The sequence below is a fragment of the Variovorax sp. Varisp53 genome (genome assembly GCF_059491555.1).
The window spans coordinates 5087606-5103592 of record NZ_CP168512.1 but is presented as its reverse complement, the minus strand read 5'-3'; the positions used below and the strand labels follow the sequence as shown (position 1 = coordinate 5103592).

The 15987-nt window shown below is 67.1% G+C and carries 15 protein-coding genes and 2 tRNA genes; 11 read left to right on the top strand and 6 right to left on the bottom strand.

Annotated features, from left to right (window positions below; translation table 11 throughout):
• Window positions 1-79 precede the first annotated feature (79 nt).
• From ACEOAB_RS23885 to ACEOAB_RS23870, 4 genes are all read right to left on the bottom strand, one after another.
• On the bottom strand, window positions 80-2083 hold the full coding sequence (locus tag ACEOAB_RS23885; protein ID WP_413747637.1) for a phosphatase PAP2 family protein: 2004 nt from the start codon (window positions 2081-2083) through the stop codon (window positions 80-82).
• Window positions 2084-2286: 203 nt separating this feature from the next.
• The gene (locus ACEOAB_RS23880; protein ID WP_056595842.1) at window positions 2287-2919 is read right to left on the bottom strand and encodes a YiaD family glycine zipper/OmpA-like lipoprotein; all 633 of its coding nucleotides are present in this window, start codon (window positions 2917-2919) and stop codon (window positions 2287-2289) included.
• Window positions 2920-3138: 219 nt separating this feature from the next.
• On the bottom strand, window positions 3139-3543 hold the full coding sequence (locus ACEOAB_RS23875) for a nuclear transport factor 2 family protein (protein ID WP_413747638.1): 405 nt from the start codon (window positions 3541-3543) through the stop codon (window positions 3139-3141).
• A 30-nt stretch (window positions 3544-3573) separates the two neighbouring features.
• Entirely contained in the window at window positions 3574-5181 is a 1608-nt protein-coding gene (locus ACEOAB_RS23870) for a bifunctional 3-(3-hydroxy-phenyl)propionate/3-hydroxycinnamic acid hydroxylase (RefSeq protein ID WP_413747639.1), read from the bottom strand.
• A gap of 135 nt (window positions 5182-5316) precedes the next feature.
• On the opposite strand from ACEOAB_RS23870, the gene ACEOAB_RS23865 reads away from it, so the two are divergent.
• Window positions 5317-6426, top strand: a complete 1110-nt coding sequence (locus ACEOAB_RS23865; RefSeq protein WP_056595088.1) for an alcohol dehydrogenase catalytic domain-containing protein — start codon at window positions 5317-5319, stop codon at window positions 6424-6426.
• An 11-nt stretch (window positions 6427-6437) separates the two neighbouring features.
• On the top strand, window positions 6438-6980 hold the full coding sequence (locus ACEOAB_RS23860; protein ID WP_056595087.1) for a cupin domain-containing protein: 543 nt from the start codon (window positions 6438-6440) through the stop codon (window positions 6978-6980).
• Here ACEOAB_RS23860 and ACEOAB_RS23855 read toward each other — a convergent pair.
• Window positions 6955-7554, bottom strand: a complete 600-nt coding sequence (locus ACEOAB_RS23855) for an NADPH-dependent FMN reductase (protein ID WP_413747640.1) — start codon at window positions 7552-7554, stop codon at window positions 6955-6957. The two genes, ACEOAB_RS23860 and ACEOAB_RS23855, sit on opposite strands and share 26 nt — an antisense overlap.
• 34 nt (window positions 7555-7588) lie before the next feature.
• Here ACEOAB_RS23855 and ACEOAB_RS23850 point away from each other — a divergent pair, with 34 nt between their 5' ends.
• The 9 genes from ACEOAB_RS23850 (at window position 7589) to greB (ending at window position 13685) form a co-directional block, all read left to right on the top strand.
• Entirely contained in the window at window positions 7589-8314 is a 726-nt protein-coding gene (locus ACEOAB_RS23850; protein ID WP_413747641.1) for a GntR family transcriptional regulator, read from the top strand.
• 301 nt (window positions 8315-8615) lie between these two features.
• A complete protein-coding gene (locus ACEOAB_RS23845) occupies window positions 8616-9476 on the top strand; it encodes a fumarylacetoacetate hydrolase family protein (RefSeq protein ID WP_056595083.1) in 861 nt (286 codons plus the stop codon).
• Window positions 9477-9540: 64 nt separating this feature from the next.
• Window positions 9541-10512 carry a tripartite tricarboxylate transporter substrate binding protein gene (locus ACEOAB_RS23840; protein ID WP_413747642.1) on the top strand — a complete coding sequence of 324 codons (972 nt, stop codon included), beginning with the start codon at window positions 9541-9543 and terminating at the stop codon, window positions 10510-10512.
• A gap of 27 nt (window positions 10513-10539) precedes the next feature.
• Window positions 10540-11118, top strand: coding sequence for an amino acid synthesis family protein (locus ACEOAB_RS23835; protein ID WP_413747643.1), 579 nt, complete (start codon window positions 10540-10542; stop codon window positions 11116-11118).
• 8 nt (window positions 11119-11126) lie between these two features.
• Window positions 11127-12125: a zinc-dependent alcohol dehydrogenase family protein gene (locus ACEOAB_RS23830; protein ID WP_413747644.1), complete on the top strand. Its 999-nt coding sequence runs from the start codon at window positions 11127-11129 to the stop codon at window positions 12123-12125.
• A 24-nt stretch (window positions 12126-12149) separates the two neighbouring features.
• The gene (locus ACEOAB_RS23825) at window positions 12150-12710 is read left to right on the top strand and encodes a VOC family protein (RefSeq protein ID WP_056595077.1); all 561 of its coding nucleotides are present in this window, start codon (window positions 12150-12152) and stop codon (window positions 12708-12710) included.
• 73 nt (window positions 12711-12783) lie between these two features.
• Window positions 12784-12860 (top strand) — tRNA-Arg (locus ACEOAB_RS23820).
• A 115-nt stretch (window positions 12861-12975) separates the two neighbouring features.
• Window positions 12976-13052 (top strand) — tRNA-Arg (locus ACEOAB_RS23815).
• 57 nt (window positions 13053-13109) lie between these two features.
• A complete protein-coding gene (greB, locus tag ACEOAB_RS23810) occupies window positions 13110-13685 on the top strand; it encodes a transcription elongation factor GreB (RefSeq protein WP_413747645.1) in 576 nt (191 codons plus the stop codon).
• Between the two features lie 6 nt (window positions 13686-13691).
• On the opposite strand, the gene ACEOAB_RS23805 is transcribed toward greB, so the two are convergent.
• Window positions 13692-15947, bottom strand: coding sequence for a RelA/SpoT family protein (locus ACEOAB_RS23805; protein WP_056595073.1), 2256 nt, complete (start codon window positions 15945-15947; stop codon window positions 13692-13694).
• Between the last annotated feature and the right edge of the window lie 40 nt (window positions 15948-15987).

Below are 15987 nucleotides of genomic sequence, written 5' to 3'. Positions count from 1 at the left end.
CTCACGCGCATGAACACGGACTGGCTGGGATGCCTTCGGTCGGCCGAACGACAGCGCCCCCAGCACGAGCGGACCTCGGTCATGCGTCGAAACGAACGACGAGCTGCGTACCCGTGTAGGTCGGCGTGACCTTGAAGCCCGGCGCGGTGATGGCCGAGAACCGGCCGGTCAGGGCACTGCTGCTGATGATCGTGAGCGTGTCGCCTGCACTGGGTACAAAACCGGCCTTGAAGCTCAGGTTCAGCGTCCCGTCCAGGGCGGCCACGCCGGCCACGCTCAGGCGGCCGGCACCATTGCCGCCGAGATTCAGCTGAAGCGTCGAGCCGGCCAGTTGCGTGTAGGCGCCCGCCATGGTGACCGTCGAAGGCGCATTGCAGACCAGCGTGCCGCCGCCGACGTAGACATTGCCCTGGCCGAAGGCCGCGGCGGCGTCCGCCTGCAGCGTGCCCTGCACCAGTTGCGTGCCGCCTGCATAGCTGTTGCTGCCGCCGAGCGCGAGCGTGCCGCTGCCCTTCTTGGTGAGCTTGCCGGCGCCGGAGATGTTGTTGCGCCAGCTGTCCAGCGCATTGAAGCCGCCGAGGCTGGCGTCCATGGTCACGACCACGTCGCCGTTGAAGACGCCGTAGCCGTCGGCCGCATCGAACAGGTTCAGCCGGCCCCAGCCTTCGGGGTCGTCCATCACCGGGTAGCCCGAGGGCACGGCCGTGGTCTTGAGCACCACGCGGCGCTGTGTGGCGTCGAGGTACGGCAGGCGCGTTTCGAGCAGCACCTCGGCGCCCTTGGGCACCACGGCCGGCCTGGTGGTGTCGGCCACCTGCTTGAAGCCGAAGGTCAGGCGGCGCAGGTAGTCGGCCTTGCTCGCGGCATGGTCGGCGAAGCGGTCGGTCGCGGTGCCCTGCGAATGGGCGAAGGCATTGAAGGCAGCGGCATCGCTCGCACCTACCGCGGCCGTCAGCACAGTTTGCGCCTGCGCATAGGCGGCGCTCTTGCGAGCGGCATTGGCGCCGGTGGCCAGGCTCGCGGCCGCCACGGCCTGGCCCTGCACGCGCCCGCCGATCACGTCCAGCGGCGAATGCATGCCCGCCAGGATCCGGTTCTCGCCGAGCTCGAGGCCGCGCGCCACCATCTCCTGGAAGCGCTGCGGCACTACGTACGCGAACGCGATGGCCTTGCGCACGGCCTCGGCCGAGTGGCCGCTCACGAAGCCGCCATCGGTGGCGGGCGTGGGGCTCTTGGCGGGCTCCAGCGCAGGCACCACCTTCACGCTGCTGCTCCAGCGCCATGGGCGCGCGTATTTGTAGAAGCGCTTGGCGGGTTCGGTGGAGCCGTTCTCTCCGATGTTGTTGAGCAGGTCCACCACCGTGCCGAAGCCGGGGTTGGCGGCACCGCCCACGCCGACGTCGTTGCCGCCGTCGTTGTAGAGCACGGTGGTCGCGTCGGCGGCGATGCCGGTGATGGTGGTGGTCTGCTGGGCGGCGGCGCGCCAGGCGCTGGTGAGCGGGCCCATGCCGTCGCCGATGCTGTAGCCCTTGCCGCGGCGGTCGTCGAGGTAGGCGGCCAGCTCCTGCGCGCCGGTGCGCGCGTTGGTGGCGTCGACGACGTACTGGACGTTGCTGTTCAACACGCTCGTGTTGAGGGCCTTGCCATCGGTGGCATCGCCCGGAATGCCGCTCCACGTGGAAGCGACGACGGCCGGAAAGCTGCCCTGCGCCGCGGCCGTGACACCCGCGTCGACCAGCAGCGTGCTGGGCTGCCAGAAGTCGAGGAAGCCGGCCACCACGCGCACGCCGGCATTGGTTTCCTTGGTGGCATAGCGCGCGTCGCCGCGCTGGTTGGTCGCGACGTTGTCGACGAAGGGCGGCATCGCGACCGTATCGGGCACGGGCGCCGTGTCGGTAAAGCCCAGGTCCTTCGGCGGACCGGCCACGGCCACGGCGACGGCAGGCGGGTTCGCGGTGGCCGGCGGCGTGGCAGCGATGGGGAACGAGACACCGCCGTCACTGCCGCCACCGCATGCCGAAAGGCAGAGTGCTGCGACGAGGGTGATGGCGAAGGGGCGGCTGAAAGACGAAAAGGACGGCATGGCGAAGGGATGGGAGGAAATGAAAGGCGCAGGGCAGGTCGGGCCGGCCGATGTGGCCCGCGCAATCTATAGATGCAAGAAGTCGTTTCAATGACTTGCCTGCCCGCCTCGTGCGGCATTCATCTGCGTCCTGAGCGGGCCCCGGTCGTCTCCGCCTCGCGATGGGTCAAGCAGTCGCTGCCGCCCCGCGCGCCCTGCGCCGCCTACTGCCCAGCAGGCTTCAAATAGATCTCGACACGGCGATTCTGCGTGCGGCCTTCTTCCGAGGCATTGCTTGCCACCGGCTGTGTCTGGCCTCGTCCTTCGGCGGTCAGGCGGGCCTTTGCCACGCCTCGGTCGGCCAGGTAGGCTTCCACGCTTTGCGCGCGTCGCTGCGACAGGGCCATGTTGTGGTCCGGATTGCCGGTGCTGTCGGTATGGCCGACCACGCGCGCGTTGATCCTGGGCTCCTGCGAGATGGTCTGGGCTACGCCGTCGAGCACGCTTCGGAACGAAGGCTTGATGGTCGCGCTGTCGGTGTCGAACGTGACATTGCTGGGAATGTTGACCATCAGCGAGCCGTCCGGCTGATCGGTGATCTGCGTGCCGGTGCCGGCCGTCTGGCCACTGAGCTTGTTGCGGATGTTGGTCCAGTTGTAGCCCACGCCGGCACCGACCGCCGCGCCAACCGCCGCACCGATCGCCGTGCTTTTCTTGTCATGCCCGATGAGATTGCCGACACCAGCGCCGACGACGGCACCTGTACCGGTGCCAACGGCCGTGTGAGTCCCTTGTTCGGTTGCACAGCCTGCGGCGAGTGCAGCTGCGAGTGCGAGTGAGATCAGCCCGAGTTTCATGATGGTCCCTTTCAGTTGTTTCATTGGATCGACGGCCTTGGTTGATGCTTTGCCAAGCGCGATCTGGAGAAGACAACTCGCGAACTGAGACAAAGGCCGACAGGCACAACCGCTTCCATGACTGTTGGCCCGGATCAGGTTTAACAATCGTGAAATAGGTCGCGCCAGGAACGGCTCGTTACAGGTTCGGGGTGCCGCGGGAGCAGGCGGCCACAGCTCTCACGTGATGCTCATCTCCAGGGGCGTCGTCTGGAAGGCCAGCTGTCGCCACTTGCCTTCTTCGAACGTCCAGACCTGCATCACGCGCGAGTCGATGCGCACCGTTCCGCTGCCGTCCTTGCGAACGGCCACGAGCAGCTGGCGCCCGGTCATCAGTGCCGAGGTGCCAAGCACACGGACTTTCAGGTCGGAACGATCGATCTGCCGGTAGTCCACGTGCGTGCCGCCCGAGCGGAAGTAGCTGTCGTAGTCGTCGAGCTGGCCCTTGGCGTGCACGTGTGTCAGGCCGGGGTGCAGGATCTCGCGCAGCCGCACGAAATCGGCGCGCTTCATCGCGTCGCAGCGCTGCGCCTCCAGGGCGAGCAGCTGCGCCTCGGCGTCGGAAGGAGGGGGCGTGGGGGTCATGCAGGGGCCTCGGAAGGCAAGAGTGAGGAATCAATCGAACGCCACACCCAGTCGGGCGCAGGCACGCTGCAGCAAGGCCTGGACATCGGCGGCGTCCGCCGCCACGCCGTAGACGACGTGGTCGGGCCGCACCAGCGCAGCGCGGCACCCGTGCTGTTCGAACCAGCGCGCGAGCAGGCCGTCCGCTTCCGAGAGCGCGAGCACGTCGGGCGGGATGGCACCGCCACCCGTCTCATTGCCGATGCAGATCACCTGGGCGCGCAGCGCCGCCAGCATGCCGGACCATGGCTGCAGGTGGGCGGCGGCGGGTGCGTCGCGCAGCACCAGCAGGAAGCCGGGGCGTGCGACGTCATCCATCATCTGCGCGTCTGCGGCGTTGGCGCCAAGGAGGCGCACGATGGGCTGGGGGAACGGCATGCCCTCTGGCGTTTCACCGGTGTCGAGCAGGCCGCGGGTGATTCGCGGCAGCAGGCTTTGGCGCAGCTGCACCTTCACCTGGTGGCCCTGCTGCGCGCGCAGCTCGTGATCGCGCTGCGCGGCGCGCACGGGATCTCGCTCGCAGATGATCTTTCCCAGGCGCTTGACGGTGGCGGTGACCTCCTCGACCTGCGGGCCGCGTTCGATGCCGTAGCTGTCCAGCAGGCTGTCCGGCATGCGGCCCTCCAGCACCTCGTCGAGCTTCCAGGCGAGGTTGACCGCATCGCGCAGCCCCTGGCACATGCCCTGCGCCAGGAAGGGCGGCATCTGGTGCGCGCTGTCTCCGGCGAGCAGGACCGGGCCCTTGCGCCATTGCTCCAGCACCACGGCGTGGAACCGATAGGCGGCGGCGCGCCAGATGCGCGCCTCGTCCGGCGCAAGCCACGGTGCCAGCAACTTCCATATCGCGTCGTGCGGCATCTCGCGCTGCTCGGCTTCGTCGGGCATCAGCAGGAACTCCCAGCGCCGGTGCGTGCCGGGGCCGACCACGTACGTGCAAGGCCGCGACGGATCGCAGTACTGGATGTTGGTGGCAGGCAGCTGCGCCAGCTTGGACTCCTTCACGTGCATGTCCACGACGATCCACGGCTCGTCGAAGTCGAGGCTCTTCAGGGGCAGGCCCAGCCGCTTGCGCGTGGGACTGGCTCCGCCGTCGCATGCCACGACATGGCGCGCGTGCACCTGCGTGACTTCGCCCTGCGGCGCGCGCACGGCAAGCACGGCGCAGCTGCGGTCATCTTCCTGCACGTCCGTCACCTCATGGCCCAGGTGCACCTGCACGCTGGGCAGCGCCGCGACGGCCTGGCGCAGGGCGGCTTCGAGCGCCGGCTGGTTGAAGGTGTAGGAGGGCGCCCAGCCGAGCGGATAGGGCGAGGGGCCCATGTCGAAATGCTGGATCGGCTCGCCGTCGCACCCCTGGTAGAGCGTGGGCCGGTACGGCGTCATGTGCGCGGCCAGCGCGCCCGCAATGCCGATCTGCTGGAAAGTGCGCATCGCCTCGTGGTCGAGCGCGAACGCGCGGGGCAGCGGATAGACCTGGTCGGACTTGTCGAAGACGGCCACGCGCCGTCCCCTTTGCCCAAGCAAGGCAGCGAGCGAGGCGCCCACGGGGCCGAAGCCGACGATGGCGACGTCAAGGATGTCGTTGGTGAATGAGGACATGGCTATTATTTTGCAGAATATATAAATTGTGCATAAAACATGAAGGTATGCATTCAGGGTTCATCCCGATGCGATCTGATCTGTTCGGAAGAAAATGCACAAAATTGAACTTGTGCATTTTTAAAAGGAGACAAGATGTCGATGATGAAAGCCGCGCGCCTGCACCATGTGGGCGCCCCGATGGAAATCGAACAGTTGCCCATTCCGCAGCCGGCGGCCAACGACGTGCAGGTGCGGGTCAGGGCCTGCGGCATCGTGCCCAACCTGGGCAACATCCTGGCCAACTGGACCACCTGGTTCCCCGAGCTACCGCTGCCGCCGCTGCCGGCCGTCTTCGGGCTCGATCCGGCGGGCGAGGTGACGGCGGTGGGCTCGCACGTGCATGCGTGGAAGCCGGGCGACCGCGTATACGTCAACCCCAGCCTCTACTGCGGCGGCTGCCGGGCCTGCCGCAACGGCGACCTGATCAACTGCACGCACTATGCCTTCAGCGGCTACTTCGGCTTCTCCGAGAATTCGCTCAAGCTCTACAAGAACTATCCCAACGGCGGCCTGGCCGAATACATGATCGCGCCGCAGTACGCGCTGGTGAAGCTGCCGGACAACGTCAGCTTCAACCAGGCCGCGCGCTTCGGCTACCTGGGCACCATGTACTCGGCCATGCGCAAGGCCGGCATCGGCCCGGGCAAGAGCATGCTGGTCAACGGCATCAGCGGCACGCTGGGCATCGGCGGCGCGTTGTTCGGGCTGGCCATGGGCGCCACGCGCATCCTGGGCACGGGCCGCAATGCCGAATTGCTCGCGCGCGTGAAGGCGTTGGCGCCCGATCGCATCGAGGTCTTTTCCAACGCCCAGGGCGAGCCCGTCGATCGCTGGGTCAAATCGCGCACCGAGGGGCTCGGCGTGGATGCCTTCTTCGACGCACTCGGCCCGGGCGCGTCCCACGAGACGCTGCAGCAAGGCGTGCGTGCGCTCAAGCGGGGCGGACGTGCCTACAACATCGGGGCCATCGCCGGCATGGTCGGCATGGACCTGCACACGATGATGGACGAGCAGCAGAGCATCGAGGGCTCCGCGTGGTTCACCGCCGGCGAGGGGCAGGATATCGCCGACATGGCCGAGGCGGGCACGCTCGATCTTTCCATCTTCGAACACGTCTGCCACCCATTGGACCGCGTGAACGAAGCCATCTCGGGCATCGCAAGTCGCAACGGCGGCTTCAGCAACTTCGTCATCAACCCCTGAGAGGGACGCCCATGAAAGTCAGACGCGTGGTGGCAGGGGTTGCGGCCGATGGCCGCTCCCGGGTGTTCGAGGACGCGCTCGCGCCGCGGGCCGTCGAGTTCGAGAGCGCGCCGGGTTTTGCGGCGACCCTGCTGTGGGCCTCCGGTGCCGCGGAGCTGGTGGCCCGGGGCGCGCCGCACGACCGCACCGGCTCGGCCACGTTCGTGCCGGGGCAGGGAGAGACGCTGCTCATGTTCGTCACCTTCCCGCCAGACAGCGTGATGATGCGGGCGGACTTCGACGGCGCGGCATTCGGCGCGGAGTTCGCGCAGAAGGTGCCGGGGCTGGCCGAGACCTTCGAGGCCGACCATCCCGGCATGCACACCACCGACAGCATCGACTACGACGTGGTGCTCGACGGAGAGATCACGCTGGAGCTGGACGACGGCGCGCAGGTCGCGCTGCGCCGGCACGACGTCGCCGTGCAGCACGGCAACCGCCATGCGTGGCGCAACCTGGGCGACAAGCCCGCCACCATGCTGTTCGTCCTCATCGGGACGAGGCGCGCGGGCTGAGCTGCGCAGCGGCCAGCAGTGCAATCTCGTCCAGCAGTTCGCCGAGCGCGACACCGATGAAGTCGAGCGTTGTCGCGTCGACGAGTCGGCCGTCCTGGATGCGCGAGGCCACGTTCGCGATGGCTACGTGCTGGAGCACCAGCGGGCGCGCGAGCGTGGCGGCCAGCGCGTCGCGGATCTGCGCCTGCGCGCGCACGCCGCCCGCGGTGCCGGGCGATGCCGTCATGATGAGCGCCGGCTTGCCCCTGAGCGGTGAGGCGAAGCCCGGCCTCGACGCCCAGTCGATGGCGTTCTTCAGCACGCCCGGCATGCCGTAGTTGTATTCGGGGGAACACAGCACGAGGCCGTCGGCACCGGCGATGGCGCTCTTGAGCCGCGCCACTGCCTCGGGAGGCGCGTCGCCGTCGAGGTCCGCGTTGTAGGGAGGAATGTCGTCCAGCGGGACGATCTGCAGCGCCACGTCGGGCGGCAGCAGGGGCTGCAGGCTGCGGAGCACGGCGGTGCAATTCGATGCGCGGCGGATGCTGCCTGAGATGGCGACAAGTTGCGTGGTGGGGTGTTGATCGGCTTTCAATGCTTTCGACTCCTGTTTTTTGCGAGGCGAGTTTATGCATAAAATCCAAAACATGTACAAAAATGAATCGACCGCCGAGCGGGCGCTTCCGCTCGTCGACCAGGCCTTCATCCGGCTGCGCCGGGATGTGCTCTCGGGCAACTACGGTGCAGGCGCGAAGCTCAAGCTCGACGAGCTTCAGACGGCCTACGGTTTTTCCAGCAGTCCGTTGAGGGAGGCGCTCAGCCGGCTGGCGCAGGAGGGGCTGATTCGCGCCGACGAGCGCCGTGGCTTCCGGGTGGCGGACATCTCGCCGGAGGATCTCGCGGACATCACCCGCATGCGCGTCATGCTCGATGTCCCGGCGCTTCGCGAGTCCATTGCGAACGGCGACGATGCATGGGAGGCGCTGGTGGTCGGAGCCTTCCATCGCCTCGAGAAGATCGAGAGCCGCCTCGGTGACGGTCCCGTCGTGCTCGACGACGACTGGACGCAGCTCCACTCGGCGTTCCACGCGTCGCTGCTGGCGGCCTGCCCGTCGGAGCGCATGCGCACCTGGAGTGCGAGCCTCTTCGACCAGGCGGAGCGCTACCGCCGCTATTCCGCGCGCTTTCGCAAGACGGCGCGGCGCAAGTCGAACGAGCACCGCAAGATCATGGATGCCACCTTGCGCCGCGATGCCAAGACGGCCTGCGCGCTGCTGGAAGACCACATCCTCAGCACCGAACGCAACGTCATGGCGGTGCTTGGCGCGGCCACCGAGCGCGTCGGCAGAAGCTGATCCCCGGCTGAGCTGAAGCCATCGCGTGCAGCCGCCTGCACGCGCAAGAAGATGCGCACGCTCGCTCGCGGCGTTCGCTGGCCGGCGCTGCGCGCCGGGCCTCCTCCATGCATGTTCGCCTTGCCCCCTGCGGCTGCCCCGCAGGGGCGTTCGCCGTGCGCATCTGCCTCGCACTCGGTAAAAACCACTATGCACTAAACATGTTTTATGCACAAAAATATCTTCGTGCATTAATCTGAGCATAGAGCCGGGTCGAAGCCGACCCCCGTGTGCAACGTCATCCCATCCGAAAGAGCAACGCATGAAATTGATGTCCTACTCACTCGCCGGCCGCGAAACCTGGGGCGCCGTCGTCGACGGCGGCGTGGTCGACCTTGCGGCACGAACCGGTCATGCCACGCTGGCCGACTTCATCGCCAGCGCGGACTTCGCGCGCCGCGACGCACTGGTTGCGGGGCTCGCCGCCGATGCGCAGCTCTCCGACGTGCGCTATCTGCCCGTGATTCCGAAGTCCGAGAAGATCGTCTGCGCCGTGCGCAACTACATGGACCACCACCAGGAGGTGCTGGCCGCCGGCATGCAGCGCGAGCTCTCCGAGCAGCCGCCGATCTTCCTTCGCGTGTGGCGCTCGCAAACGCCGCACGAGGGCCCGATCGTCCGCCCCCGCGTGTCCGAGTCGCTCGACTGGGAGGGCGAACTCGCCGTGATCATCGGCGAGGGCGGCCGCGACATCCAGGAGGCCGACGCCTGGAAACACGTGGCCGGCTACAGCTGCTACAACGACGGCAGCGTGCGCGAGTGGCAGTTCCATGCCAAGCAGATCGCGTCGGGCAAGAACTTCGAATCGACCGGCGGCTTCGGCCCGTGGATGGTCACGGCCGACGAGATTGCACCAGGGCGCGAACTCAAGCTGGAGACGCGCCTCAACGGCGAGGTGGTGCAGTCGAGCCACACCGGCCACATGATCTTTTCGATCCCGCGGCTGATCGCGTATTCGTCCACCATCTTCACGCTGGTGCCCGGCGACGTGATCATCACCGGCACTCCGGCCGGCGTGGGCTGGAGCAAGAAGCCGCCGCGCTTCATGAAGCCGGGCGACGTCGTCGAAGTCGAGATCGAAGCCGTGGGCCTGCTGCGCAACCACGTGGTGGCCCAGGACTGAGAACTGCTCCACCGCCCAGCATCGTGCGAGACGTCCGCAAAGGGCGCCGCTCCAGGAGACAAAATTGAAACGAAGAACCCTTCTCGCCGCCTGTGCGGCGACGGCTGCCGCTTGGCCTGCCTCTCGGGCTTTCGCCCAGGGCTACCCGGAGCGCGCGGTGAAGCTCTATCAAGGCTTTGCGCCGGGCGGCAATGCCGATGCCATCGCCAGGGCGATCGGTGTCGAGATGGGCAAGGCCATGGGCCAGCCGGTCGTGGTGGAGGCACAGGCGGGCGCGGGAGGCACCATTGCGGCGGCCAACGTGGCGCGCGCCAGGCCCGACGGCTACACGCTGCTGCTCGCCACCGGCGGCCACGCCGTGGCGGGGGCTCTGTACAACACGCTTCCGTACAAGACCGTGGCCGATTTCGAGGGGGTTTCCACCGTCACGTACTTTCCCTTCCTGATCGTCGTCAACGCCAGCTCGAAGGTGCAGGGGCTGGCCGAGATCATCGCGTCGGCCAAGGCGGCGCCGGGCACGGTGGCGTACGGCACCGCGGGCATCGGCTCGACGCATCATCTCGCGGGCGAACTGCTCACCAAGATGGCCGGCGTGTCGATGATGCACGTGCCGTACAGGGGCGACGCAGCATCCGTCACCGCGCTTCTTGGCGGCGAAGTGCCCTTCATCATCGCGCCGCCGACGGCGGTGCTGTCGAACATCCAGGCCGGCAAGTTGCGGGCGGTGGCAACGACGGGGCTGCAGCGCTGGCCGGGGCTGCCCAAGGTCCCGACGGTGGCGGAGCAGGGCGTGGCAGGCTACGACGTGCGCTCGTGGGCGGGCGTCCTGGCGCCGGCAGGCACGCCGCGCCCCGTCGTCGAGCGGCTCAACACCGAGATACTGCGGGCGTTGCAGGCGCCGGCGGTGCGCCAGCGGCTCGAGGACATGGGCGGCGAGGCGCGCGGGAGTACGCCCGAAGAAATGAAGGCACTGGTCGCACGGGAGCTCGAGAAGTGGACCCAGGTGGTCGCCGATGCAAAGATCCCCAGGCAATGAAGAACGAATGAACGAAGGAACCATGCCATGTCACTGATCGCGCTGCGCAAGCGAAGCCTGACCATCGAGACCGTCTTCCACGAAGGCGGCCCCCCACCCGACAAACCGCTGCGCATAGCCGCCGCCTGCGCGGTGATCCGCAATCCCTACGCCGGGCGCTACGAGCCCGACCTGATGCCTTTCATGGCGGAGTTGCGAAGCCTCGGGACTTCGCTGGCCGAAGAGCTCGTGGCCACGCTCGGAAAGGACAACGTCGAGGCCTACAGCAAGGCTGCCATCGTCGGCGTCAACGGTGAACTCGAACACGGGGCGGTCTGGCACGAGGCGGGCGGCTGGGCCATGCGGCAGGTGCTGGGTGAGCCCAAGGCCATCGTGCCCGCGGCGAAGGCGGTTGCCGCGACGGGCTACCGACTGATGGTGCCGCTGCACTACATCCACGCTGCCTATGTGCGCAGCCATTTCAACACCGTCGAGGTGGGCATCCAGGATGCGCCGCGGCCCGACGAGATCCTGTTCGCGCTGGTGATGGCCGATGGCGGGCGCATTCACTCGCGCCTCGGCGGCCTGACCAAAGAGTGGGTCTCGGTGAACGACGGGCAGCGCTGAACATGGTGATGAACTCCATGCGCGCCGTGCAGCTTTCCGAAACGGGCGGCCCCGAAGTCCTTCGCCTGGTCGACCTGCCATTGCCCGAGCCGGGCCCGGGCCAGGTTCGCGTCAGGGCCGCGGCGATCGGCGCCGGAGGACCCGACGTGCTGATCCGCAACGGCACCTACAAGTGGATGCCACCGCTGCCGGCCATTCCCGGCAACGAGATGGCAGGGACGGTCGATGCGGTCGGAGCCGGCGTTACGCGGCTGTCGGTGGGCGAGCGCGTGCTCGTGAGCGCACGGGAGCTGTCGCAGCGCGGCGGCTGCTATGCCGAATGCATCTGCGTGAGCGAATCGGCGCCCTTCGTGCTGCCTGCGTCGCTGGGCTTCGAGGATGCGGTGAGCCTGGGCAATTTCCAGCTGGCCATTGCACTGCTTGCGAGCAACGGGAATCTGCCGGCACGAAGCATTCTCGTGCCGGGCGCCGCGGGTGGCGTTGCCACTGCCCTGGCGCAGGTTGCGCGCGCTCGGGGCCTGCGCGTGATCGGCACGGCCTCGTCCACGAAAAAACGCGCCTTCGCGCTGGAGAACGGCGTGAGCGAGGTCATCGACGGCGACCCCGCGACGCTTCCCGAACGCGTGAGGGCGCTGACCGACGGACGCGGCGTGGACCTGGCGTTCGATCACGTCGGCGGCGCGCTCTTCATTGCCTGCCTGCGATCGCTCGCGCCTTTCGGCATGGCGGTTTCCTACAACATCCTCGCGGGTCCGCCGGAGGGCGATGTCTTCGATGAACTGCGCAAGCTGCTGGGCAGGAGCCTGGCGGTCCGCACCTTCTCCATCCACACCGTCGACAGCGACATAGCGCAGCGCCGCGGCCTGATGGAAGAGGCCATCGCCCTGATGGCCGAGGGAAAGGTGCGCGCCCCGCGCGCCACCCGCATGCCGCTGGCCGAGGCGCGGCGCGCGCACGAACTGCTCGACCATGGCGGCTCGCTCGGCAAGCTCGTCCTGATTCCCTGACACCTGAACCCGGCAGAGGCCATCTTGAACGCTCCCTACATTCCCAACCTGTCGCACTGCGGCATCTTCTGCCGCGACCTGGCGGTGATGAAGCGCTTCTACACCGGCGTTTTCGACATGCAGGAAACCGATCGCGGCGTGGGCGGCACGTTCCGGTACGAGCTCGTGTTCCTGAGCGGGCGCGATGACCAGCACCACCAGCTCGTGCTGGCCGGTGGCCGCGCAGCGGACGCGCCCAGCACCGTGATGCAGCTCTCGTTCAAGGTCAAGGCCATCGACCATCTGCGCGAGGCGCGCCGGCGCGCGCTGTCGCTCGGCGCGACAAAGATGCGGGGCCTGAACCACGGCAATGCGCTGTCCATCTACTGCATGGACCCCGAAGACAACACGGTCGAGGTCTATCTCGATACGCCGTGGTATGTGAGCCAGCCTCATGGAGACCCGCTGGATCTCGAGGACAGCGACGAGGCGATCTGGTCGCAGACCGAACGCGCGGTCCGAGCCGATCCGAGCTTCATGCCGGCGGAAGAATGGGCTGCCCGTTTCGCACAGCGCAGCAAGGCGCTGAGGGCCGCGGTTGGGTGAATTCGGGAGTCGGCCTGCGGATCTCGGTATTTTTCAAGGACGGCGGCAGGAACACGCTATAATGGAAGGCTTAGCGGCTGTAGCTCAGTTGGATAGAGTACTTGGCTACGAACCAAGGGGTCGTGGGTTCAATTCCTGCCAGCCGCACCATCACTGAAAATGCCCGGAAGATTCTTCTTCCGGGCATTTTTCTTTTGTGCCTTCGCGATGGATCGACCCGTGAAGCCCGAAAGGTCGATAAAAGCGGGCTATAATTGCAAGCTGTGCGGCTGTAGCTCAGTTGGATAGAGTACTTGGCTACGAACCAAGGGGTCGTGGGTTCAATTCCTGCCAGCCGCACCACTACAAGGAAAGCCCGCAACGAAAGTTGCGGGCTTTTTTCATTTGGAGGATTTTGCGATGAGCAAGGCATTCACCAAGGAAACCGACTCCGACGCAGACGACGACGGCGCCGATGGCGCATCACCTCCGCTGCCTGCAGGCAGCAAGAACTACATCACGCCCGAAGGCTATGCGCGCCTGCGCGACGAACTGCTGCAGTTGATGGACGAGGAGCGGCCCAAGATCGTCGAAACCGTGCATTGGGCGGCCAAGAACGGTGATCGCTCCGAGAATGGCGACTACCTCTATGGCAAGAAGCGCCTGCGCGAAATCGACCGCCGCATCCGCTTTCTCACCAAGCGCCTCGAAATCGCGGAGATCACCGATCCGTCGGTGCACCACGGCCGCGACCAGGTTTTCTTCGGCGCGACCGTTCGCTATGTCGACGAGACGGGTGACGAGCGCAGCGTCACCATCCTCGGCATCGACGAAGCGGAAAGCGCGAAGTCGCAGGTCAGCTGGATCTCGCCGATTGCGCGGGCACTGCTCAAGTCGCGCGAGGGCGACGTGGTGAAGCTTGTGACGCCCGGCGGAGCGCACGAAGTCGAGATTCTGTCCGTGAGCTATCCGGCGCCGCGCCCAGCGGCGGCGTAGCAGTCCTCAGGGGGCTGGAACCGTCCTGGAGGCGGTCAGCACCGACGCGGTACGCCGGGCCGCGCGCAGCACAGCATCCAGGTGCGTGCGGTCGCGCACGGCGATCACGAAGCGCAGGTCGGTCGAGTCCTGCGGGGTTTCGTCGGCCATTTCCACGTGCGTGATGTCGGCTTCCGCGTCGGCCAGCGTAGCGGCGACGCGCGCCAGCACGCCCTTGTCGTTGCGCACGGTGATGACCACCCCGGTCTCGAAGGCGCGCGTGGGTTCGTCCGCCCACTCGACCGCGAAGAAGCGTTCGCTGTCCTTGTGGCGCAGCCGCTGGCCGACGCCGCAGTCTTCCGTGTGCACCACCAGCCCTTCGCCATGGCCGAGGTACCCGACGATCTGGTCGCCGGGAATCGGCCGGCAGCACAGCGCAAACCGCACCGAAGAGTTCTCGCTGCCATCCAGCGTGACCGCGCCCTGCGACACGGTTTCGTGCGAGATGAAGCGCTCGCGGCTCAACAGCAGTGCATCGGGCCGTTCGCCCAGTTCGGAAAGCATCGCCACCAGCCGCTTCGCGACGATGCTGGCGATGCGCTTGCCCAGGCCGATGTCGGTCAGCAGCTCGGAGCGGGTGCGGTTGCCGGTGAAGCGCAGCAGCTTTTCCCACAGCGCCTGATGCTCTTCGTCTTCCTCGGGCAGCTTGCTCAGGCCTTCTGCGCGCAGTGCCTGCGCGAGCAGCTTTTCGCCCAGGCCTTCGGACTCGGCGTGCGCCAGCGTCTTCAGGTAGTGGCGGATCTTGGAGCGTGCCCGGCCGGTTCGCACGAACCCGAGCCAGGCCGGATTGGGCGTCGACACCGGCGCGGTGATCACCTCGACCACGTCGCCGTTCTTGAGCTCGGTGCGCAGCGGCACCTGGTCGCCGTTGATGCGCGCGGCCGAGGTGTGATCGCCGATGTTGCTGTGGATGGCATAGGCAAAGTCGACCACCGTGGCGCCGCGGGGCAGCGCCATGATCTGGCTCTTCGGCGTGAACACGTACACCGCGTCGGGGAACAGGTCGACCTTGACGTGGTCCCAGAACTCGGCCGCATCGCGCGTCTCGTCCTGGATATCGAGCAGCGACTGCAGCCACTTGGTGCCCAGCCGGTCATTGCTGGCCGCGTTCGGCTCGGCGGCCTTGTACAGCCAGTGCGCGGCCACGCCCGATTCGGCCACCACGTGCATCGCCTCGGTGCGCAGCTGGAATTCCACGCTCACGCCGGCCGGGCCGACCAGCGTGGTGTGCAGCGACTGGTAGCCGTTGAGCTTGGCGATCGCGATGTGATCCTTGAACTTGCCCGGCAGCGGCTTGTACATCTGGTGCAGGATGCCCAGGCCGGTGTAGCAGGCGATCACGTTCGGCACGATCAGGCGGAAGCCGTAGATGTCGGTCACCTGGGCGAAGCTCAGGTGTTTTTCTTCCATCTTGCGGTAGATCGAATAGAGCGTTTTCTCCCGGCCTGCGATCCGCAGTGTCATGCCGGCGGCCGAGAACGCGGTCTCGACCTCTTTTTGCACCTTCTGGATCAGGTCGCGCCGACGGCCGCGCGCCTTGGCGACGGCCTTCGACAGCGTGGCGTAACGCCACGGTTTCAAATGCCGGAACGACAGCTCCTGCAGCTCGCGGTAGGTCTGGTTCAGCCCGAGCCGGTGCGCGATGGGGGCGTAGATCTCGAGCGTTTCGCGTGAGATGCGGCCCCATTTTTCACGCGGCGCATCGGCCAGCGTGCGCATGTTGTGCGTGCGGTCCGCCAGCTTGACCAGGATGACGCGCACGTCGCGCGCCATCGCCAGCAGCATCTTGCGGAACGACTCGGCCTGGTTTTCCTCGCGGGTGTTGAACTGCAGCTTGTCGAGCTTGGTCAGTCCGTCGACCAGTTCGGCGACCGGGGCGCCGAAGCGCTCGATGAGTTCGGGCTTGGTGACGCCGCAGTCTTCGATGGCGTCGTGGAGCAGGGCGGCCATCAGCGCCTGCGCATCGAGCTTCCATTCGGCGCATTGCGCCGCCACGGCGATCGGGTGCGTGATGTAGGGCTCGCCGCTGTTGCGCAGCTGGCCCAGGTGGGCCTCGTCGGCGAAGCGGTAGGCGCGCCGGACCAGTTCGGTGTCTTCGGGGCTCAGGTAGTCGAGGCGCGCGGTCAATGCCGCGAAGCTCGCGGCGGCCGCGTTCAGCGCCGCCGGGCTCGGCTTCGGCGTGCCCTTGGGGGCATGGGACTGATGTTTGGCTACCGCGCTCATGGCTACCACTTTAGCGTGACCGCTCTGTGGACGCGTCCGG